The sequence below is a fragment of the Rhodanobacter sp. OK091 genome, from assembly GCF_900142825.1.
GTDB lineage: Bacteria > Pseudomonadota > Gammaproteobacteria > Xanthomonadales > Rhodanobacteraceae > Rhodanobacter.
In genome coordinates, this window is sequence record NZ_FRCH01000001.1 from 2037263 (window position 1) to 2057752 (window position 20490).

Genomic DNA, 20490 nt, shown 5'->3' on the forward strand with positions numbered 1-20490 from the left:
GAAAGCTCAATGCCAGATCGCGGAATGCGGTGCACGTCGCCGCAACCGGCACAACGCCAGCAGTCGGCGCGGCAGCGCCGGCTCCAGCACCAGCAATACGGCCAGCGGTGCGCCTATCAGCCAGAAGGCCGGCGTCCAACCGAGCAGTTCGGTGCGTGGCGGAACCACGGTGGTCAACAGCAACGCACCGCCACCCAGCAGCCACAGCATGGCAGCGCCGAGCAAGCGTTGGTGATGCGGGGAAGATAGGGTTGGTGTGTGCATGGCAGTGTCCTTGCGATGGCGATGGCCGTAAATTGCGCGGTTGTCATCTCACAGGCTGCGACTTGTTTGCTGTTGTCTGTGTGGGAGCGACTCAGTCGCGACGCCCCTGCTGTTCTCGCGGCGAGAACTGTCGCGGCTGAAGCCGCTCCCACAGAGAGCCGGCTTTCCTTGTGCGACGAATCTCGCAAAAGCTTCGGCCTGTAGAATGCATGCCAGCACGCCCGTCGCGGCGCCAGTCATCCTGCAGGGAATCCCGCATGCAACCCGCCCAGTTCGCCGTATTCGGCCATCCGATCGGCCACAGCTTGTCGCCGCAAATCCACCGCGCCTTCGCGCAGCAGTTTGGTATCGAGCTCGACTACCGCACGATCGATGCGATGCCGGCCGACTTTGCCGCGGCGGTACAGCGCTTCTTCGTGGAGGGTGGCCGCGGCGCGAATGTGACGTTGCCGCACAAGGCCGCTGCTTTTGCATTGGCGGATACGCGCAGCGAAGCGGCCACTCGTGCCGGCAGCGCAAACGTACTGACGCGGCTGACCGATGGTCGGCTGGCTGCGCACAACACCGATGGTGCAGGCATGGTGCGCGATCTGACCGAGCGTCACGACATGGACCTGCGCGGTCACACCGCATTGCTGCTCGGTGCCGGCGGTGCCGCGCATGGCGTGGCGTGGAACCTGCTGGATGCCGGCGTGGAGACGCTGACCATCGTCAACCGCTCGCCGGAAGCAGCCGATGCGCTGGCCGACGCAATCGGCGAACCGGCGCGCGCGCATACCCGCTACTGGGAAGATCTGGCCAACATCGGCAGCTACGACCTGATCGTCAACGCGACCTCGGCCGGCGTGCTGGGCGTGTCGCTGCAACTGCCGTTCTCGCTGATCGGCGCCCGCGCGCTGTGCTACGACCTGTCCTACGGCGCAGCGGCCGGCAGTTTCCTGGCGTGGGCGAAAACGGCCGGCGCGCGCTACGCGTTCGACGGCCTGGGCATGCTGGTGGAAACCGCCGCCGATGCGTTCGAGCTCTGGCATGGCCGGCGGCCGGATACCGAGCCGGTCTATCAATCGCTGCGACGCCAGCCCGCTTGAGCGGGCTGGCCTGCCGGGCCGGCTGCGGCGCCTGCTGCATCGCGCCGTCGATCAGTTCGCCGATCCCGGGCATGCCGAACGGCAAGCCCGCCGGCGTGCGTTGTGTACAGCTGACCGAGGACAACCGCTGCGCGATCTTCGGCGATCCGCGCCGGCCGGCAGTATGCGCGAGCTTGCAGCCCGAACCGGCAATGTGCGGCACCGATCGAGTGCATGCGCTGGCATGGCTCGCGCGGCTGGAGACGGCGACTTCCGGCGCCTGAATCGGGGCCCCGTGCCGAAGGTGCGCATTTGGACGGCTGTTTACCCCACGCGAAACGGAGGCGTGCTAGCGTCGAACGACAGGGGGCACCATCACTTGGGGATTTGCGTATGTTGCCGAAAAGGTTCACTCGTCGTGGCCTGGTTTTCGCCGGGCTGTCTTTCGTGTTTGCCGGCAGCGCGTTCAACGCAGCTGCGGTAACTGATCCGATAGGTTCCACCAACGTCACCGTGGCCGACCCCACCGTGCCGCGGCCGCCAGGCACACCTTGCGTGGTGCAATTGTTCAGCGGTCTGACCTTCACCGATTTCAACACGCGCCCGTATACCTATACGCCGCCCACCGGCTGTGGCACGCATTGGGCCAAGGTGGTGCTGGAGGCGGATTTCTCGGTCACTGCCGGACGCCAGTTCGACCGTACCGCCACGTTGTGGCTGGGCGGGGTCAACCTGTATTTCGGCACCACCCAGGAGCCCTCGGCAGCAGTCGCGCCGAGCTGGCACGTCGAACGCGATCTTACCGACTACAGCGCCTTGCTGCGGCAGGCCGGCAACGGTCAGGCGGTCATAGGCAATATCGTCAACGGCACCTATACCGGCGTGATCGGTGGCAGCGCGCGGTTGCTGTTCTATCCCGCTTCGCCCAGCGCACCCGCGGCGAAAGCGCCCGATGCGATCTATCCGCTGGGCAGCGATGCGGTGGGCAATACCGTCGCGCTGGGCAACTCCGACAGCCAGCTGGTGAAGGCGCTCAGCTTGCCGCGCAATGTCGAGCGCGCCTATCTCGACGTGTTCGTGCAGAGCCAGAACGCCGATGAGTTCTGGTACACCTGCGTGCCCGATCAATATGCCGCCCAGGTACAGGAATGCGGCGGCGGCAATTTCCGCGAGGCCGAGGTCAGCATCGACGGTCAGCCGGCCGGCGTGGCACCGGTGTATCCGTGGATCTACACCGGCGGCATCGATCCTTATCTGTGGCGGCCGACCCCCGGCGTGCAGACGCTGAATTTCATGCCGTACCGGGTCGATCTCTCGCCGTTCGCGGGAGTGCTCAGCGACGGTGCGCCGCATCAGGTCGCGGTGAACGTCGCGGGCGCCAACAACTACTTCTCCGCCACGGCCAGTCTGCTGGTGTATCTGGATCCGCACGTGAAGCAGGTCAGCGGACAGATCGAGCGCAATACGCTGGTCGATCAACCGCCGACACCGACGATCAGCGATACCTTGGTTACCGATGCCTCCGGCAATATCACCGGCGACATCAACACCAACCTCAGCCGCCATTTCATCATCCAGGGCTATGCCAACACGTCGCACGGCCGCGTGCACAACAAGGTCGAACAGACGGTGGGCTTTGCCGATACTCAGGGCTTCACCATCAATGCCACCACCTACCGGCAGGTGAGCGATCAGCTCACCTCGGTCAGCAGCAGCAGCCAGAGCAGCGTCGGTGCTTTCGTCATCAGCAAATATAGCGAGCAGCTGAGCTACCCGCTGCACGTGGACTTCACCCAGCAGGTGGCTGCCGACGGCAGCTTCGCGCTGGCCACCGTGGTGCACCAGAATTACGCGAAGCACGGTGAGCATCAGTTGTTCGGCATCACGCTGTACTCGGCCAATGTGAACGACACGGTGGACAGTGGCGATACGCTGAACTTCGATGCCAGCGGACACCTGACCAGCCATACCGGCCAGCACAGCACGCAGGCGTTCGCATTCGGCGATTCGCTGGGTGGTTGCTACCGCCGCAACGTAGGCACGCTGAGCGGCGTGGTGACCAGCTACGACAGCGGCAACGGTTGCCCCAACAACCAGAACAGCGTGCTCTGGTTCAGCCATCCGGACGGCTCGCCCGACGGCGGCAATGCCGTGCTGGGTTGGTGAGTTGAGTGGATGAATGTCGCCGTCGTCACCTTGGCCGGTGGCGACGTCGACGTCGTGCAACATGATTGACACATGGCGTGGCTACCGTGGCGGCATCCGCTGGGGGCGTGCCGAGGGCGGCAACTTCCGCGCGCGGCCGAACGCCATGCAGCAGGTGCCATGTTTCGTTTTCTCTCCGTTGCGCCGCGTCGCAGCGCGCTTGTTCTCGTTTCGCTGCTGATACTGGTCGCCGCCGGCGGCATCTTCTGGTACAGCCACGCCACCGCAACCGCATCGTCGAACGACTCCCTGTCATCACTCGATCACGCGGCAGGTGGGTCCGCTGACGACGCGCAGAGCGGCACCCACATTCTGCTGGGACTGGCACGCGACGCGATGCACGACAACCGCCTGATCGCACCGGCTGGCAGCAATGCGTGGGAGTTCTACCTCAGCGTGCTGCAGCTGGAACCGAACGACCCGACGGCCCGGGATGCGCTGCGCGAATCCTTTCCGCGTGCCGCAGTGGAAATCGAGCGCAGCATCAATCAGAACGAGCTGGACGAAGCGCGTCGCGAAATCGACCTGCTGCGCGAGTTCGACCGCGACAACTTCACGCTGGCCCTGCTTGGCGGCAAACTTTCCGCCGCACGCAACATCGAAACGAAGCGGCATGAAGCGGAAGCCGAGCGCATCCAGCAAGAGGCCATCGCGGGTGCGTCGGGCAAATGATGGCGCGAAGGTAGCAGCAGCGCGCGGAGCGCGGAGCTACGCCATCAGACGGCTGCCAGGTACTCATCCTTCAAGCGCACGTAGTGATCGGCCGAGTAGTGCAGCTGCTCGATCTGGCGGTCGCTGAGCAGGCGCACGAACTTCGCCGGGTTGCCCAGCCACAGCTCGCGCTCGCCGACCACCTTGCCCGGCGGGATCAGCGCACCGGCGCCCACGAAGCCGTACTTCCGCACCACCGCGCCGTCCAGCACGCTGGCGTGCATGCCGATCAGGCAGTAATCGCCGATGCTGCACGCGTGCACCACCGCGGCGTGGCCAATGGTGACGCCTTCGCCGATCAGGCAGGGGAAGCCCGGGCCATAGGGGCCGGCATGGGCTACGTGCACGATGCTGCCATCCTGGATGCTGGTGCGGGCGCCGACGCGAATGTGGTTGACGTCACCACGCAGCACCGTGCCGGGCCAGATCGACACGTCGTCGCCAAGTACCACATCGCCGATCACGCTGGCGGCGGGGTCGATATAGACGCGTTCGCCGAGAGTGGGCGCAATGCCCTTGTAGCTGCGCAGGGGATTCATCCGCGCATGGTAGCGGCCGCCGCGCCGCCTGTGGGGGCGGCTCTGAGCGAAGGGTCGAAATGAAGCCCGTCATCGCCATCACATGGTGGTGCTTGATTTCGTCCCGCGCGGTCGCCACGCTGGCAGCCTGAAAAGGAGCGTTCATGAGTCACGACAACCCCCTGCTGGCCGACGACACCTTGCCGGCATTCACGCAAATCCGTCCCGAACATGTCGAACCGGCGGTCGACACGATTCTTGCGGACTACCGCGCCAGCATCGATGCGCTCACGGCGCCTGATGCGCCGCGCGATTTCGCCACGGTGATGCTGACGCAGGAACGGCTGGAACAGCGGCTTGCGCGGGCTTGGGCACCGGTCAGCCACCTGCATTCGGTGGCTGACAACGAAGCGCTGCGCAAGGCCTACGGCCCGGCCGAGGAAAAACTGACCGATCATGCGATCGAGCTGGGCCAGAACCGTGCGCTGTACGCCGCGGTGCAGGCGCTGGCCGATGCGCCGGAATTCGCCGCATTGCCACGCCCCGAACGCGCGCTGGTCGAGCATGCGCTGCGCGACTTCAGACTGTCCGGCGTGGCACTGGAAGAGCCGGCGCGTTCGCGCTTTCGCGAAATCGGGGTGGAGCTGTCGAAACTCTCCACCGAGTTTTCCAATGCCGTGCTCGATGCCAGCGAGGCCTGGCACGAGCACATCAGCGACGAACGCGATCTCGCCGGCATCCCTGAATCCGGTCGCGCAGTGCTGCGCCAGTACGCCGAGGATCAGGGTCTGGACGGCTATCTGGTGACCCTGAAACAACCCAGCGTGCAAGCCGTGCTCAGCTATGCCGACAACCGTGGTCTGCGCGAGCGGGTGTACTGGGCATACCAGACCCGCGCCTCCGACCAGGGCCCGAACGCCGGCAAGTTCGACAATAGCGCGCGTATCGAGAAAATCATGGCGCTGCGCCACGAGGCCGCGCAGCTGCTCGGCTTCGCCAACGCGGCGGAGGAATCGCTGGCGACCAAGATGGCTACCTCGCCGACCGAGGTGATGGAGTTCCTGCACGACCTGGCCAAGCGGGCGAAGCCGGTGGCGCAGCGGGAGCTGGCCACTCTGCGCGAATTCGCCAGCACCGAGTTGAAGCTCGACAACCTGGAATCGTGGGACGTCGGTTACGCCTCGGAAAAGCTGCGCCAGCAGCAGTACGCGCTGGACGAGGAACAGCTCAAGCCGTACTTCCCGCTGCCTGCGGTGATCGACGGCCTGTTCGGACTCACCGAAAAACTCTATGGCATCACGCTGGCCGAGCGCGACGGCGTCGATGTGTGGCATCCGGACGTGCGCTACTACGACGTGCGCGATGCAAATGGCCGCGTGTTCGCCGGTGCCTATGTCGATCTGTATGCGCGCAACGGCAAGCGCGGCGGCGCGTGGATGGATGTCTGCCGTGCCCGTTTCGACGACGGCGAGCATCGGCAGCTGCCGGTGGCCTTCCTCACCTGCAACTTCGCGCCACCGACCGAGGGCAAGCCCGCCTTGCTCACCCACGACGACGTGCTGACCTTGTTTCATGAGTTCGGTCACGGCCTGCATCACCTGCTTACCGAGATCGCGCTGCCCTCGATCGGCGGCATCGACGGCGTCGAATGGGACGCCGTGGAACTGCCCAGCCAGTTCATGGAAAATTTCGGCTGGAACCGCCAGGCGCTGGATCTGTTTGCCCGCCACTACGAAACCGGCGAGCGGCTGCCGGACGAGCTGTTCGAACGCATGCTCGCCGCGCGCCATTTCCACGCCGGTTTGTTCCTGGTGCGCCAGCTGGAATTCGCGCTGTTCGATTTCCTGCTGCACCTCGACTACGACCCCGCGCAGGGTGCCCGCGCGCTGGCCGTGCTGGAGAATGTGCGCAAACAGGTCGCGGTGCTGCATCCTCCGGCATGGCAGCGTTTTCCGCACGGATTCAGCCATATTTTCGCCGGTGGCTACGCGGCCGGTTATTACAGCTACCTGTGGGCCGAACTGCTCAGTGCCGATGCGTTCGGCGAGTTCGAGGAACGCGCCGGAGAAAACGGGAGTGTGATCGATCGCGCTACGGGCGACCGCTTCCGCCGCGAGTTCCTCGCGGTCGGTGCCAGCCGCCCCGCGCTGGAAAGCTTCACCGCGTTCCGCGGGAGGAAGCCGGAACCGGAAGCGCTGCTGCGCAGTCACGGCTTGGCCTGATGCGATCGACCGTGTCACGCCGTCCCGTTCGACGGCGCGACACGGCAAGTCCCCCCGCGCAAAAGAAAATCGGGGCAAAAGAAAAGCCCGCCGAAGCGGGCTTTTCAAGATCGCTCAAATCCCGAAGGATTTAGGCAACCTGGACTTCCTCAGCCTGCAGGCCCTTCTGGCCCTTGGTGACGACGAACGTGACGCGCTGGCCTTCCTGCAGGGACTTGAAGCCCGTGCCCTGGATCGCGCGGAAATGCACGAACAGGTCGTCACCGCTTTCCGGGGTGATGAAGCCAAAACCTTTGGCGTCGTTGAACCACTTGACTGTACCGCTCTGACGATCCGACATGTAACATTACCTTTGAAGCATGGATGATTTGCGGCTTGGAGCGTGATGCACTTGACCGCAATAGAAGCAGGAAATCGGAGTTGCCTCGGACTCTTGCTTTCCCAGCATACACCGGAATGCAAGGTTTCGGTGGGTTTTCCACGCAAATTCCTGTATATCGGCCCTCCCCGCCCTCCCAACCCGGCTTTCTGCCGAGGCAAACGGCACCGCAGCGCCGTTTCAGCCGGTACGACTCGCAGTTACTCTTCGCTTGAAGCAACCCGCCTGGACGCTTCCCTTACAATGGCGTCATGAAAATTGCCTCATGGAACGTCAATTCGCTGAAGGTGCGCCTGCCGCATCTTGCCCAGTGGCTGGCCGACGCACAGCCGGACATCGTGGCGCTGCAGGAAACCAAGCTGGAAGATGCGAAATTCCCGGTCGACGAGCTGGCCGCGGCCGGCTACCGCGCGGTGTATTCGGGACAAAAGACCTACAACGGCGTGGCGATCCTGGCTCGCGACGAACCGCGCGACGTCGTCACCGACATTCCCGGGCTGGCTGACCCGCAGCGGCGGATTCTCGCCGCCAGCATCGGCGACCTGCGCGTGGTGGACCTGTACGTGGTCAACGGCAAGGCTATCGGCGACGAGAAATATGCCTACAAGCTGGACTGGCTGGCCAAGGTGCGCGAATTCCTGGCCCGCGAGCTGGAGCGTTACCCCAACCTGGTGGTGCTGGGTGATTTCAACATCTGCCCGGACGATCGTGATGTGTATGACCCGGTCGCCTGGGGCGAGGACATTCTGTGTTCGCCGCCGGAACGCGCCGGGCTCAAGGCAATCACCGACCTCGGCCTGCATGACAGCTTCCGACTGTTCGAAGCCGGGGCTGAACACTACAGCTGGTGGGACTACCGGCAGGCTGCGTTCCGTCGCAACATGGGCTTGCGCATCGATCTGATCCTGATCGGCGAAGCATTGAAATCCGCCGCCACGGCGGCGGCGATCGACCGCGAACCGCGTCGCTGGGAGCGACCTTCCGACCACACGCCGGTGACGCTGGAACTGGATATCTGAATGACTTCAAAAACCGAATGGCCCAGCTCGCTGGACGACAACGAGCTGGATGAACTGGATCGCTACCTGCGCGCGCATACCGGCGAAGGCGACCTGCTGCTGGATGGCGTGCATGGCTTGCTCAGTGCGTTGGCCGTAGGCCCGCTGCTGGTGCTGCCGGACGAATGGCTGCCCGAGGTGTTGCACGAACCGTTCGCCGACGAGGACGAAGGCAATCGCGTGCTGGCGCTGCTCGCCAAGCTCAACGACTCGATCAGCGCCGAACTCGACGTCGAGGCCTACGAACCGATCCTGGGCGAAATCGAGATGGAAACCGGTCCGATGCTGTCCGCCGCTGGTTGGTGCGAAGGCTTCAGTCGCGGCATCGACCTGCGCGCCGCGTTGTGGGAGAACCGCCTGGCCGAGGATCCGCAGCTGATGGAGCTGCTGGGCCCGGTGATGGCGCTGGCGGTGGACGAAGGCATCCTCAGCGCGGATACCGAGTTCGAAAAGCTCAGCGACGAGGAATACGACGAATGCTTGGCGCAGGTGCCGGCCGTGCTCGGCGCGGTCAACCAGTACTGGCAGGCCAAGCCGGCCACCGAGGCGGAAGTGGAAACGATGGTGCTGCAGCAGCGCCCCGACAAGGAAGACGACGGCAACGCGCCGCCGCGTCAGCGCAGTGGCCACTGGGTGCATTGAGATCGCCGGGCCGGTGCGTCACGTCTGCCCGGCGTTGCCGGAATGAAACGATCCGTTCCCGCGCCGGTGCTTGGATAAGCGCGGGAAGAGGGCCATCTTGCCGGTCAGTCATTCCTTACCGGAGCAAGCCATGAGCGACCGCCACATCACCCGCCGCATCCGCGGCACCGACACGTCCGACGGCGCCGGCGTGAAGCTCAAGCGCGTCATCGGCCAACCGGCGCTGGATATGCTGGATCCGTTCCTGCTGCTGGACGAATTTCGTTCCGACGACGCGGGCGACTACATCGCCGGCTTCCCGGAGCACCCGCATCGCGGTTTCGAGACGGTCACCTACATGCTGGCCGGCCGCATGCAGCATCACGACAACCACGGCAACCGCGGCGATCTCACTCCCGGCAGCGTGCAGTGGATGACGGCCGGCCGCGGCATCCTGCATTCGGAAATGCCGCAGCAGGAAAACGGCTTGATGTGGGGCTTCCAGCTGTGGGTGAACCTGCCGGCGAAAGACAAGATGACCGCGCCGCGCTATCAGGACATCGGCCCGGAGCGGATTCCGGTGGTGCATCCGGCCGATGGTGTCGAGGTAAAGGTGATTGCCGGCGAACTGGCCGGCGCGACCGGTCCGGTCGAGGGCATCGTTACCGCGCCTGTCTACCTGGACATCAGCTTGCAGCCGGGCGCCACGCTGACGCTGGACTTGCCGGTCGGGCACCACGGCTTTGCCTACGTGTTCGAAGGCGACGCGGCGCTGGTCGGTGGCGAACAGTTGCGTCGCAGCGAATTGGGCGTGCTGTCCGAAGGCGGGCAACTGCAGCTGGCCGGCGGCGACGCGCCGTCACGTCTGCTGGTGGTCGCTGGCAAGCCGCTGAACGAAAGCGTGACGCGCTACGGGCCGTTCGTGATGAACACACCCGAGCAGATTCACGAAGCGATCGCCGACTTCCGCGCCGGCAAGTTCTGAGGTCGCTGACCCTACCTTGTAGGAGCCCGCTCGCGGGCGACGCTGTTGTTTTGATACTGGGACTGGGAAGACCTGGAGCAACAGCATCGCCCGCAAGCGGGCTCCTACAGGGCGATGCGCCGGAGAACAGTCGGCGAAGAAGAAGTCCAGAACGTGGTGCATAGCTCAGCCCTTCACACTGCCGAGCAGCAACCCTTCCAGGTAGTAGCGCTGCATCGCCAGGAACAGCGCCAGCACCGGCAGTACGGTGATCACCGAGCCGGCCATCATCAGTTCGCTGTCCTGCGCGTGCTCGCGCGCCAGCGAAGCCAGTCCGATCGGCAGCGTGTAGTGTTCCTGCCCTGTCAGCACGATCAGCGGCCACATGAAATCGTTCCACGCGGCAAGGAAACTGAAGATCGCCAGCGTCACCATGATCGGTTTCAGCAGCGGCAGCACGATCTGCCCGAAGATGCGCCATTCGCCGGCACCATCGATGCGTGCGGCCTCCAGCAATTCGTCGGGAATGCCGCGTGCGTACTGGCGAACCAGGAAGATGCCGAACACGGTAGCCATGCCGGGCACGATCACGCCGGCGTAGCTGTTGACCAGGCCGATGTATTTCAGCAGCAGGAACAGCGGCAGCATCGCCACCTGCGCCGGAATCACCAGCGCGCCGATCAGCGCCTGGAACAGCCGCTCGCGCCCTGCGAAACGCAGTTTGGCGAACGCGTAGCCGGCCATCAGATTGAATCCCAGCGACAGCGCGGTGATCACGCTGGATACGGCGAGGCTGTTGAGCAGGTAGCGCCCCATGCCGGCGTGCACGAACAGCTCGCGATAGTTGTCCATCGTGGGATGCGCGGGCAGCAGCGGCGGCGGCAGCGAGCTGGCCTCGCCCGGCGCCATGAACGATACCGACAGCATCCACAGCAGCGGGAACAGTGCCACGATCGCCGTACCGATCAACAGGCCGTTGATCATGGCCTTCGCCAGCCGCGGATTCACGATTCGCCTCCGCGCCGCGAGAATCTCAGCATCAGCGCGGTCACCGCGAACATGATGATGAACAGCAGGAACGCGACCGCTGAAGCGGAGCCGAGGTTCCACCACTTGAAGCCTTCTTCGTACATCAGGTACAGCACGCTGGTGGTGCTTTGCAGCGGGCCGCCCTCGGTCATCACATAAGGCTCGGCGAACAGCTGGAAATAGCCGGACACGGTGAGGATAGCCACCATCAGCATCGTCGGTGCCAGCATCGGCAAGGTGATGTGGCGGAACTGCCGCCACGGCGACGCGCCGTCGATGCGTGCGGCCTCGTACAGATCCGGCGGGATCGCCTGAAGGCCGGCGAGGAAGATGATCATGTTGTAGCCGAAGTTCTTCCACACCGCGAACGCGATGATCGTGGGCATCGCCCAGTGCGGATCGCCCAGCCAGTCGATCGGGTGGATGCCCAGATGGCCGAGCGCGAAATTCGCCATGCCGTACTTGGTGTTGAACAGATAGCGCCAGATCACCGCCACCGCCACCACCGTGGTCACCACCGGCGCGAACAGTGCCGTGCGGAAGAACGGCTTGGCCCGCGCCAGCGGCGAGTTCAGCAACAGTGCCGCACCCAGCGAAGCGGCCATCGACAGCGGCACGCCGACCGCCACGAAATACACGGTGTGCCCGAGCGCCGACCAGAACAGCGGCCGCTGCAGCAGTGCCCAATAGTTGCCTAGCGCCACGAAGCGCAGGTTGCGGATGTCGGCCAATGTGTAGAGGTCGTAGTCGGTGAGGCTGAGCGCCAGCGCGGCGATCACCGGCAGCAGGAAGAACACCCCCAGCACCAGCAGCGCCGGTGCGAGGAACAGCCAGGCCGCGTGTTGCCGATTCATCTTCTGCCCTCCGCCGATGGCTGCGGATGATCGAGCACCCAGCGGCGCTTCTCCAGGATGAGGTCGGTGCGGCGGTCGATCTCGGTGGCGGCCTGGTCGATGGTCAGCTGGCCGGCGATCGCCTGCGCGGCAACCAGCTGCATCTCGTTGGCGATGCGTTCCCATTCGGGCACCGGTGGCGTCGGCTTGACGCGCTCCAGCTGATCGCGGAAGGCGCGCGCCTTGGGATCGTCGCGCAGTGCGCCACCTGTCCACGAAGCACGCCGTGGCGGCATGTCACCGAGCAGGTCGTAGAAGCGCTGTTGCACCGCCGGTTGCGACAGGTACTCGATCAGGGTCCACGCGGCCTGCTGATGCGGTGAGTTGCGAAAAATCACCAGGCTGGAACCGCCGGCCACCGCCGCACCGGGACCCTCGGGCCCGGGCAGCGGCGCGGTGGCCCAGTCGTCCTGCTGCGCCGCCGACAGACGCGAGCGGAACTCGCCGATGTTCCATGGGCCGGACAGGTAGAACGCGTAGACGCCGCGGCCGAATTCCAACCATGGATTGCCGGCTTCCACATTGGTGATCGCCGGGGCTTCATGCAACCGGAACGTATCGACATAGAACGCCAGCGCGCGCTTGAAGCCGGCGCTGCGGAAATTGCCGTAGCGGCCGCCATCGCGCAGCAGCGGGTCGGGTTGTTGCAGCGCCAGCGACATCAGCTGCTCGTACTCGTTGGTCGGCAGCAGAACGCCGTACGTATGGCGTTGCAGATCGCTCAGCGCGGCGAGCATGCGCCGCCACTCGGCCCAGTCGCGCGGTGGTGCATCGAAGCCGGCGGACTTGAGCAGGTCCTTGCGGTAGAACAGTAATCGCGTATCGACATACCACGGGACGCCATAAAGCGTGCCGTCGATGACATTGGTCGCCCAGATGCTGGCGAAGTAATCGTCCGGCTCGATCACGGTGGAACGGTCGACGCGCGCTTGCAATGGTTGCAGCGCATGCAGCGCCACCATCTCCGGCAACCAGGTGTTGCCGAGTTGGGTCATGTCCGGCGTGGAGCCGCCGGCGAACGCGGTCAGCAGCTTCTGGTGCGCCGCGGTCAGCGGCAGCTGCTGCACCTTCACGTGAATGTCCGGATGGGCGCGCTCGAAGTCCGGCAGCAGCTTCACGATGGCCTCGCCTTCACGGCCGAAGGTCCAGAACGTGAGTGGCTGCTCGGCCGCCGGTGTCCGTCCGCACGCACTGCTCAGCGCGGCGCACAGGAGGACACCTGCCAGCACCAGGCTGCGTCGCATCGAAGGCGCGCGTAGCGACCGATGCGAGCGGCCAGCATGCTTCATGGTGTCGGCGTGTCCGCCCGCAGCCAGCCGCCTTCGAAGCCGGCGCGATCGAGTCCCTTGCGGATGTACGGATTCTTCTTCATCACGTTCCATACGAAGCCGCTGCGCCAGTTCTCTATCATCAGCACGATCGGACCCTGGTCGATGCCCAGTTGCACGCTATCGACCCAGCCCATCGGCCGCAACTTGCCGGTGCGCAATGGCGTATGCACGTGGAAGCTGGGATTGAACGCGTCGACGAAGCCGTGCCTGTTGTAGATGTCGGCACCGTAGCGGCGCTTCATCTCCTCCAGCGCGGGCACCACGATCTCCGGCGCGAATGCGATCGAGCCGGCGGCCGCGGTGGGTGCGATGGTGCCATCGTCGGAGATGTAGTCGAGCCCGGTGCCGCGCGCGGTATAGCCGTAGAACGTGCGATCGCCCTCGGTGCTTTTCACAACCAAGTCGCCGGGGCCATTGCTGGCGGTGAGGCCCCACATATTGGCGCCATAACCGGTCCAATGGCCGGGGTTGGCGATCGCGTAGCTGCGCTGCGCGTAGGTGGCGCGGCGGCTGTTCTCGAAATAATCGAGATCGTGCTCGCGGCTCCAGGCATCGCGGATGCCACGGAATTCGATCCAGCTCTCGCTGTACTGATGACCCAACAGCGGCGCGAAATTGAGGAAGGTCTGGCCCTGGAAGGTGCCCCAGGTCAGGTGATTCGTGGAAAGCCACGCCGTCCAGGCCTCCGGTCCGACCGGATGGGTCGGCGAGCCGAGTGCGAGAATGTAGAGCAGCATGCCTTCGTTGTAGCCCTTCCAGTCGGCCGGGATGAACTTGCCGCCCGGCGTCCAGCCCATGCTGATCAGCGGCTTTCGCGGCTGCATCCACGGCCAGTCGACGCGGCGGTAGATCGTGTCCGCCAGCTGCCGGATTTCGGCTTCCTGCGGCGTGTCGCGGTCGTAATACGACTGCGCGAACAACACGCCGCCGAGCAGCAGCGTAGTGTCCACGCTGGACAGCTCGACGTAGCGCATCGCGCGCTTGCCGGTCTTCATGTCGATAAAGTGGTAGAAGAAGCCATGGTAGCCAGCGGCATCGTCCTCGCTGTCGTTCTGCGGCGCAGCGGCGAAGAAACGCAGTGTCGCCAGCGTGCGCTCCGCCGCTTGCGCGCGGGTGACGTAGCCGCGCTCGACGCCGATACCGTAAGCGGTCAACCCGAAGCCGACCGCCGCGATCGAGGAAAACGACTGGCCCGGATACGAGTCGGGCACCAACCCGGTCTTCGGATCGGCACTTTGCCAGAACCAGTCGAAGGTACGCCGCTCAAGGTCGTCGACCAGCGCCTGTTGCCGTGCAGGCAGAGCGGTGTAGCTGAGGGCCGGCGACCGCGCAGCGATCGGCGTTTGCCAGCCGGCGCCGAACGCTAGCAGAGCGGTGAAGGTGACGGTACGCAGGATCCGGGAAAACTTGGGCATGCTGGGGCACTCTTAAATCTTGCTGGAGAAGCTTTTTGCGCAGCCGTGGCGGCGGGTGCCGGCCCGGCCCGATGTAATAAGAACGATCAGGCGACCAACGCGGACGCCCTGCAGCAGCGGTCGATGAACGCCTGGTGCGGTGGCATCGCATCGACGCAGCTCGTCACCACATGGCCGACGCTGGCCATGAACTCGGCCAGCTCGGCATCCGGCATCTGGTCGACCAGGGGATGGTAGTTCTGCGGCACGATGTGCTGGCCCAGCATCACCTGCACCCAGCTGACCACTGCGAACATCTCCTCGCCGTCGCGGAAGAACCGGCCGCTGTCGCGGAACAGGCGAATGTTGTCTATGAGCTGCGGTGGGATCGACATCGTGCGGCACTGATTCCAGAACGGCGTGTCATCGCGCTCGGTCGCGTGATAATGCAAGATCAGGAAGTCGCGGATGTGCTCGTACTCGAAGCGCGATTGGGCGTTGTAGCGTTCGATCAGCACCGGGCTGAAATCGCGTTGCGGGAATAGATTGAGCAGGCGCGCGATACCGGACTGGATCATGTAGATGCTGGTCGACTCCAGCGGTTCCATGAAGCCGCCCGCCAGACCCAGAGCGACCACGTTTCGGTTCCAGGCTTGCCGGCGCACGCCGGTGGTGAAGCGCAGCAGCCGCGGCTCGCCGATCGGCTTGCCGTCCAGATGACCGAGCAAAGTGGCGGTCGCCTCGTCGTCGCTGACGTGCGCGCTGGAATAGACATATCCGTTGCCGGTGCGGTGCTGTAACGGAATGCGCCACTGCCAGCCTGCCGGTCGCGCCGATGCACGGGTGTAAGGTGTTGGCGGACCCACTTTCTCGCAGGCCACCGCGAGCGCGCGATCGCACGGAAGCCAGTGACTGAAGTCGAGATAGCCGGTGTGCAGCGCTTGCTCGATCAGCAGACCGCGGAAGCCGGAGCAGTCGATGAACAGTTCGCCGTCGATCTGCTCGCCGCTCTCCAGCACGATCGCTTCGACGAAGCCGCTGTCGGGATGCAGCACGGTCTGCGCGACCTTGCCTTCGGTGCGGCACACGCCGCGCTGCTCGGCATAGCCGCGCAGGTAGCGCGCATACCTGCCCGCATCGAAGTGATATGCATAGGCGACGTTTGCCAGCGGCGAGCCCGGCGGCGCATCGGTGGCCGAAGGCATGAAACGGCCACGCGGCGCGGCCACCGTGTTCAGCGAGTACGCGCCGATGTCGGCAGCCCTGCCCATCTGCCGTGCCTTGATCCAGTACTGGTGGAACGGCAGTAGGCCGACGTCGTGGCCGATCGTCCCGAAGCCGTGAACGTAGCTATCGCCGAGCCGGCCCCAGTCGTTGAATTGCACGCCGAGCTTGAACGTGCCTTGGGTGTTTTTCACGAACTCGACATCGTCGATTCCGAGCAGATTGTTGAACAGCTTGAGGTGCGGCACCGTGCCTTCGCCGACGCCGACGGTGCCGATCTCCTCCGACTCGACCAGTCGGATCGAATAGTCGGCGCCGAGGACCTTGGCGAAGGCGGCGGCCGCCATCCAGCCGGCGGTGCCGCCGCCGACGATGACGATGTTTCTTATGCGGGAATCAATCATGGAAAACACGGATCTGCATGAGTGGATGGTCCGCAACGAAAACAAAGCCCGCGGTTAAAGCGGGCTCTGTGGTGACGTGTCGACCGCATGGCGAGCTTCATCGGCGCCGAAGCGTCAGAATTTCATACCCACGGTGAACTTGATTGTGCGCGGCACGAAGGTGATGTTGCCGGTCGGGTTGTACATCGCCGGATTCGTGTTCGGCACGCCACCGGAACCCCAATTGACGAGGACGTCCGTGTAGTTCCTGAAGTTGAAGGCGTTGAGCAGGTCGAAGCGGCCATAGATGGTCATGCCATGGCCGAGGTCGAAGTCCTTGGTCGCCTGGAAGTCGACATCGCGATAGCCGAAGACCTTGCCGCCGACGAGGAACTTGCCGTTGCCGCCCGGTGTGGCCGCCGCCGGCGTGCAGCCGCTGCCGTTCGCAAAGGTCGCGCCGTAGCAGGCGATCCCATTGAACGGGATCGGCGTGGCCAGGGTCAGCTTGGCCGAAAGCGTGATACCCCACGGAATGTCGATCACGCCGGTGGCGACGAAACGGTGTCTGGCGGCAGCATTGGAGTCGATGAACGGGTATTGGTGGATCGTGGCCTCGTCGAACGAGTAGTGCTCGTTGACGTCGCGGTTCTGCGTCGCCCGCGTATAGGTGTAGGCGAACGTGGCACTCCAGCCGGATTCCTTCGTATACGGCTTCTCCGCCGATAGCAGCAGCTGGGTGGTGCGCGTCTCGATCCCGTTATTGCCGATGATCAGGCCGCCGAAACCTGGCACGCCGTTGCCCCAGGGCTGGCTGCCGTTCTTGAAGAACGAACCGTCCGGATAGCGGTTGCCCAGCGTGAACGCAAAACCGTCATGACTGAGAATGCGCGCGATCGCGGCGCTGGTGTTCCAGTCGCCGATCTTGTTGCGCATGCCGAGGCTGAACTGGTCGGAGTACGGCGCCTTCAGGTGGTTGTTGATCGCGTCGACTTCCTGCCCGGTGTTGCTGGCGGCGACCAGCGCCTGCAACGCGGAAAGGTTGTTCTGATACTTCGGATCCCAGGCGAAGCATGGCGAGCCGTTGTTATGGCACAGCCCGGTGGCGGGATCCTGGAAATACACGGTCAGTTGCGGCAGCGAGGCCTTGGTCTGCTCCACCTGCAGGTAGTCATACAGGTCGCGGTCGTAGGCACGGCCGGCACCGCCGAAGATCACGTGTGACTCGTCTGCGTTGAGGTCGTAGGAGAAGCCCAGTCGCGGCTGTATCTCGCCCTTGTACGCCTTGCGGTTGTGGCCGGTGCTGATGTAGTCGTTGACGTTGATGCCGCCCAGCGCGAGAGCCTGCGCGTAGGTCTGTCCCGCTGGTGCGGTGGAGTCGGGGTTCGGGCTGTTGAGTGCGGCCACCACGTTGGCCGGTGTGACGTAGTTGAGGTACGAAGGGTTCTTTTCGTAGTCCCAGCGCACGCCGAGGTTCAGCGTCAGCTTGTCGTTGACCGCCCAATCGTCCTGGATGTAAGTGCCGAACTGCTTGTCGCTGGACCTCGCCACCGGGCTCAAACCCGGAACCGGAGCGGGGAAGAACACTTTGTACGGCGTTGCTCCGGTGCCCGTCGGGTCGACGTTGTAGGTGAACTGCGGATTGCTGTTGCCGGCGTCCTGCGCATTCAGGTCCACTTTCTTGTACTTCACGCCCATCTTGATGACGTGGTCGCCATGCCATTCAAAATCATTGAAGGTGAGGTCATCCTGGATCGCCGGTCCCTTCTGGCCCTTCTTCTGCGTCGCCAGCGCGTTGGCCGAACCGGTGATCAGGATCGTCGCATCTTGCTGCGGGCCATAGGTATAGGCCGCGCCGTCGCCAAACCGCAACGGTGTCGGGTTGTTGTACGCGTTCTCATGGGTGAACAGCAGTTCGTTGAAGTACGAATCGCCGCTGTGCTGCCAACGGGCCGCGATGCGGGTGTCGCGGTTGATCACGTCGATGCCGGCGGAGGCAGCGGTCTGGTTGCCGATGTTGTCGTACTGGCCTTCCTTGCGAAGTTGGCCGCTCAGCTCGAAGCGGTCGCGATCGGTCGGCTCCCAGTCGATCTTGCCGAAGTAGAGGTCCTCATTGAACGGCAGGTCGGCCGGGCCCAATTGCGTGGAGGCGCTGGCCGGCAGAAATGCGGCGGTACCGGTGACACCCGGAGTCACCGTGATCGGCGTGTCGAACTTCTTCGCCTCATAGGTGAAGAAGAAATGCATCTTGTCCTGGATGATGGGTCCGCCGATGGCGAAGCCGTATTCCTTCTCATGCGATTTGGTCTTCTTGCCCGAGGCATCCTCGGCCGGCGTCCGCGCGCGCAGCGAGTCGTTGGTGTACGTGCCGAATACCTCGCCGTGGAACTCGTTGGTGCCGGACTTGGTGTCTGCGGTTACCGCCGCACTGGAGATCTGGTCGTACTCGGCCTTGTAGTTCGAGGTGATCACCTTGTATTCGCCGATCGCCAGCTGCGGGAACGGATTGCCCTGGCTGGAGAACTGGCCGCTGACGCCGCCTTCCTTGACGTAGCTCTTCTGGCCGACGCCGTCGATGAAGACGTTGACGGAACTGTTGTTCTGCGCGCCGCCGCGCAGCGAAGTGTGGCCAGAGGAGTCGACGTTGAACACCATGCCGGGGACGGTGTCGGCGAATTCCAGGAAGTTGCGCGAGACCTGCGGGATCGTGTTGATCTGGTGCAGCGAGATCGTCGAGCCGATTTCGGACGTCTTTACTTCCGTCAGCGTGGCGGCGCTGACCGTCACACCGGAGAGAGTGGTCGCATTTGCCGTCGACGGAGCCGCCGCCCCGGGCGCCGTCAGGTCGAGGGTTGCAGTCGAGGCCACCGTGAGCGTAACCGTGCGTTCGGTGCCGGGTCCGGCATCGACCTGGTAGGTGCCCGGCGGCAGACCGACCAGCGTGTAGCTGCCATCCGCACCTACGCTGGCGCGTCGGGTGCTGCCGGTGGCGACGTTGCGCGCGGTGACCGTGGTACTGGCCGGCGCTTTTCCGCGCAGGTTCGCATTGGCAGTCTGTGCCCACGAGACCACCGGGGCGCAGGCCACCGAGATCACCGCAGCGTTGATGAGGCTTGCGAGCAGTTTTTTTCTGAGTTGCATTGGTGCTTTCATGACTTCCCTCCCGTGTCGGATGGCCGACGCCCCGAATCGAAAACCTTGCCTGTTGTTGTCGTAGGCTGCCGCGCCGCGCCGCAGGTCTCGCGGGTGACGATCTCGCAGTCGAGTGTGTGTATGGACGCTGCATCCTGGCGTGGCTCTTCCAGCATTGCCGCCAGTTGTTCGAGCGCGCTGCGGCCCAGATCGACGATGCGTACCCGCACCGTGCTGAGCGGTGGTGTGACGTAACGCGCGATGGGGATGTCGTCGAAGCCGGCCAGCGCGATCTCGCGCGGCACGTCTACGCCGGCATCCTTGAATGCGTACAGGCAGCCCACGGCCATCATGTCGTTGGCGGCGAACACGGCACTCGGCCGCTGCTTGCGCGCTACCAATTGCTGTCCCGCGAGGTAGCCGGACTCCTCGTTGAAATCGCCGGCCACCACATCCAGCGGTGCGTGAGGCGCATATTTGGCCATGGCCGCGCGATAGCCGAGTTCGCGCTGCTGCGCGTCGAAGTTGCCGGCGGGGCCTGCAATGAAGGTCACGTCGGCGCGCCCGGCCTCCAGCAGATGACGCACCATGGCGTACGCGCCGCCGTAGTTGTCGATGTTGAGTACCGCGTACGACGCGCTCTTTACTCCGCTGTTGAGCAGCACGGCCGGCACGCTGGCGGGGAGGTTGGCGTGCAGGAACGCGGTGTCGAGATGCGCGGACATGATCAGCAACCCGTCGACCCGACCCTGCATCGAACGCAGCGCAGCGGCAGCATCCTCGGCGCCATCGTGCGAACTGGAAACCAGCAGATGCAGGCCACGTGCCCGGGCGGCCAGGTCGATGCCGCGGATCAGCTCGGAAAAGAACTCGCCATACAGGTCCGGCAGCAGCGCGCCCACGGTATTCGTGCGGCGGGTAATCAGCATGCGGGCCGCGGCGTGCGGCATGTAGCGGAGACGTGCCGCGGCCTCGCGGATGCGCTCGCTGGTCTCGGCAGTCACCCCGCGGCCACCATTCAGTGCACGCGATACCGAGGCCACCGAAACGCGGGCCTCACGTGCCACATCTTTGATGGTTGCTGTCGCCACGCGAGCT

At 64.5% G+C, this 20490-nt stretch carries 18 protein-coding genes; 8 read left to right on the forward strand and 10 right to left on the reverse strand.

The genetic code is table 11. The annotated features are described in order from the left end of the window. Positions 1 to 6: 6 nt before the first annotated feature. The gene (locus tag BUA26_RS09195) at positions 7 to 264 is read right to left on the reverse strand and encodes a hypothetical protein (RefSeq protein WP_072759743.1); all 258 of its coding nucleotides are present in this window, start codon (positions 262 to 264) and stop codon (positions 7 to 9) included. A gap of 257 nt (positions 265 to 521) precedes the next feature. Between BUA26_RS09195 and aroE the strand changes: the two genes are divergently transcribed. From aroE to BUA26_RS09215, 4 genes are all read left to right on the forward strand, one after another. Further along, complete coding sequence (gene aroE / locus BUA26_RS09200) at positions 522 to 1352, forward strand: shikimate dehydrogenase (protein ID WP_072759745.1); 831 nt, start codon at positions 522 to 524, stop codon at positions 1350 to 1352. Next, the gene (locus tag BUA26_RS09205; RefSeq protein ID WP_143154217.1) at positions 1349 to 1615 is read left to right on the forward strand and encodes a YkgJ family cysteine cluster protein; all 267 of its coding nucleotides are present in this window, start codon (positions 1349 to 1351) and stop codon (positions 1613 to 1615) included. Before aroE ends, BUA26_RS09205 begins: the two co-directional genes overlap by 4 nt. Before the next feature lie 109 nt (positions 1616 to 1724). Beyond that, positions 1725 to 3497: a peptide-N4-asparagine amidase gene (locus tag BUA26_RS09210; RefSeq protein ID WP_072759747.1), complete on the forward strand. Its 1773-nt coding sequence runs from the start codon at positions 1725 to 1727 to the stop codon at positions 3495 to 3497. Between the two features lie 159 nt (positions 3498 to 3656). Beyond that, positions 3657 to 4208, forward strand: coding sequence for an energy transducer TonB (locus tag BUA26_RS09215; RefSeq protein ID WP_072759749.1), 552 nt, complete (start codon positions 3657 to 3659; stop codon positions 4206 to 4208). A 44-nt stretch (positions 4209 to 4252) separates the two neighbouring features. Here BUA26_RS09215 and BUA26_RS09220 read toward each other — a convergent pair whose 3' ends face one another. Continuing rightward, positions 4253 to 4786 carry a gamma carbonic anhydrase family protein gene (locus BUA26_RS09220; RefSeq protein WP_072759751.1) on the reverse strand — a complete coding sequence of 178 codons (534 nt, stop codon included), beginning with the start codon at positions 4784 to 4786 and terminating at the stop codon, positions 4253 to 4255. Positions 4787 to 4929: 143 nt separating this feature from the next. Between BUA26_RS09220 and BUA26_RS09225 the strand changes: the two genes are divergently transcribed. Beyond that, a complete protein-coding gene (locus BUA26_RS09225) occupies positions 4930 to 6987 on the forward strand; it encodes a M3 family metallopeptidase (protein ID WP_072759753.1) in 2058 nt (685 codons plus the stop codon). Between the two features lie 130 nt (positions 6988 to 7117). Here BUA26_RS09225 and BUA26_RS09230 read toward each other — a convergent pair whose 3' ends face one another. Then, positions 7118 to 7327, reverse strand: a complete 210-nt coding sequence (locus BUA26_RS09230) for a cold-shock protein (protein WP_007809889.1) — start codon at positions 7325 to 7327, stop codon at positions 7118 to 7120. A 290-nt stretch (positions 7328 to 7617) separates the two neighbouring features. Between BUA26_RS09230 and xth the strand changes: the two genes are divergently transcribed. From xth to BUA26_RS09245, 3 genes are all read left to right on the forward strand, one after another. Further along, on the forward strand, positions 7618 to 8385 hold the full coding sequence (xth, locus tag BUA26_RS09235; protein ID WP_072759755.1) for an exodeoxyribonuclease III: 768 nt from the start codon (positions 7618 to 7620) through the stop codon (positions 8383 to 8385). After that, on the forward strand, positions 8386 to 9066 hold the full coding sequence (locus BUA26_RS09240; RefSeq protein WP_072759757.1) for a YecA/YgfB family protein: 681 nt from the start codon (positions 8386 to 8388) through the stop codon (positions 9064 to 9066). 130 nt (positions 9067 to 9196) lie between these two features. Then, positions 9197 to 10030 carry a pirin family protein gene (locus tag BUA26_RS09245; protein WP_072759758.1) on the forward strand — a complete coding sequence of 278 codons (834 nt, stop codon included), beginning with the start codon at positions 9197 to 9199 and terminating at the stop codon, positions 10028 to 10030. 165 nt (positions 10031 to 10195) lie between these two features. On the opposite strand, the gene BUA26_RS09250 is transcribed toward BUA26_RS09245, so the two are convergent. From BUA26_RS09250 to BUA26_RS09280, 7 genes are all read right to left on the reverse strand, one after another. Further along, a complete protein-coding gene (locus tag BUA26_RS09250; RefSeq protein ID WP_072760234.1) occupies positions 10196 to 10993 on the reverse strand; it encodes a carbohydrate ABC transporter permease in 798 nt (265 codons plus the stop codon). A 20-nt stretch (positions 10994 to 11013) separates the two neighbouring features. Further along, the gene (locus BUA26_RS09255) at positions 11014 to 11892 is read right to left on the reverse strand and encodes a carbohydrate ABC transporter permease (protein WP_072759760.1); all 879 of its coding nucleotides are present in this window, start codon (positions 11890 to 11892) and stop codon (positions 11014 to 11016) included. After that, positions 11889 to 13175: a sugar ABC transporter substrate-binding protein gene (locus BUA26_RS09260; protein ID WP_072759761.1), complete on the reverse strand. Its 1287-nt coding sequence runs from the start codon at positions 13173 to 13175 to the stop codon at positions 11889 to 11891. The genes BUA26_RS09255 and BUA26_RS09260 overlap by 4 nt, the downstream gene beginning before the upstream one ends. Before the next feature lie 41 nt (positions 13176 to 13216). Further along, on the reverse strand, positions 13217 to 14677 hold the full coding sequence (locus tag BUA26_RS09265) for a glucoamylase family protein (protein ID WP_072759763.1): 1461 nt from the start codon (positions 14675 to 14677) through the stop codon (positions 13217 to 13219). 86 nt (positions 14678 to 14763) lie between these two features. Further along, positions 14764 to 16284 carry a tryptophan halogenase family protein gene (locus BUA26_RS09270; protein WP_072759765.1) on the reverse strand — a complete coding sequence of 507 codons (1521 nt, stop codon included), beginning with the start codon at positions 16282 to 16284 and terminating at the stop codon, positions 14764 to 14766. A gap of 114 nt (positions 16285 to 16398) precedes the next feature. Then, positions 16399 to 19413: a TonB-dependent receptor gene (locus BUA26_RS09275; protein WP_072759767.1), complete on the reverse strand. Its 3015-nt coding sequence runs from the start codon at positions 19411 to 19413 to the stop codon at positions 16399 to 16401. Then, complete coding sequence (locus tag BUA26_RS09280; protein WP_072759769.1) at positions 19410 to 20483, reverse strand: LacI family DNA-binding transcriptional regulator; 1074 nt, start codon at positions 20481 to 20483, stop codon at positions 19410 to 19412. The genes BUA26_RS09275 and BUA26_RS09280 overlap by 4 nt, the downstream gene beginning before the upstream one ends. Positions 20484 to 20490 lie beyond the last annotated feature (7 nt).

Bases quoted from the DNA above. Each gene is read 5' to 3' on its own strand.
- BUA26_RS09195 (WP_072759743.1), bottom strand. From the start codon at position 264: ATGCACACACCAACCCTATCTTCCCCGCATCACCAACGCTTGCTCGGC.
- aroE (WP_072759745.1), top strand. From the start codon at position 522: ATGCAACCCGCCCAGTTCGCCGTATTCGGCCATCCGATCGGCCACAGC.
- BUA26_RS09210 (WP_072759747.1), top strand. From the start codon at position 1,725: ATGTTGCCGAAAAGGTTCACTCGTCGTGGCCTGGTTTTCGCCGGGCTG.
- BUA26_RS09215 (WP_072759749.1), top strand. From the start codon at position 3,657: ATGTTTCGTTTTCTCTCCGTTGCGCCGCGTCGCAGCGCGCTTGTTCTC.
- BUA26_RS09220 (WP_072759751.1), bottom strand. From the start codon at position 4,786: ATGAATCCCCTGCGCAGCTACAAGGGCATTGCGCCCACTCTCGGCGAA.
- BUA26_RS09225 (WP_072759753.1), top strand. From the start codon at position 4,930: ATGAGTCACGACAACCCCCTGCTGGCCGACGACACCTTGCCGGCATTC.
- BUA26_RS09230 (WP_007809889.1), bottom strand. From the start codon at position 7,327: ATGTCGGATCGTCAGAGCGGTACAGTCAAGTGGTTCAACGACGCCAAA.
- xth (WP_072759755.1), top strand. From the start codon at position 7,618: ATGAAAATTGCCTCATGGAACGTCAATTCGCTGAAGGTGCGCCTGCCG.
- BUA26_RS09240 (WP_072759757.1), top strand. From the start codon at position 8,386: ATGACTTCAAAAACCGAATGGCCCAGCTCGCTGGACGACAACGAGCTG.
- BUA26_RS09245 (WP_072759758.1), top strand. From the start codon at position 9,197: ATGAGCGACCGCCACATCACCCGCCGCATCCGCGGCACCGACACGTCC.
- BUA26_RS09250 (WP_072760234.1), bottom strand. From the start codon at position 10,993: ATGATCAACGGCCTGTTGATCGGTACGGCGATCGTGGCACTGTTCCCG.
- BUA26_RS09255 (WP_072759760.1), bottom strand. From the start codon at position 11,892: ATGAATCGGCAACACGCGGCCTGGCTGTTCCTCGCACCGGCGCTGCTG.
- BUA26_RS09260 (WP_072759761.1), bottom strand. From the start codon at position 13,175: ATGCGACGCAGCCTGGTGCTGGCAGGTGTCCTCCTGTGCGCCGCGCTG.
- BUA26_RS09265 (WP_072759763.1), bottom strand. From the start codon at position 14,677: ATGCCCAAGTTTTCCCGGATCCTGCGTACCGTCACCTTCACCGCTCTG.
- BUA26_RS09270 (WP_072759765.1), bottom strand. From the start codon at position 16,284: ATGATTGATTCCCGCATAAGAAACATCGTCATCGTCGGCGGCGGCACC.
- BUA26_RS09275 (WP_072759767.1), bottom strand. From the start codon at position 19,413: ATGAAAGCACCAATGCAACTCAGAAAAAAACTGCTCGCAAGCCTCATC.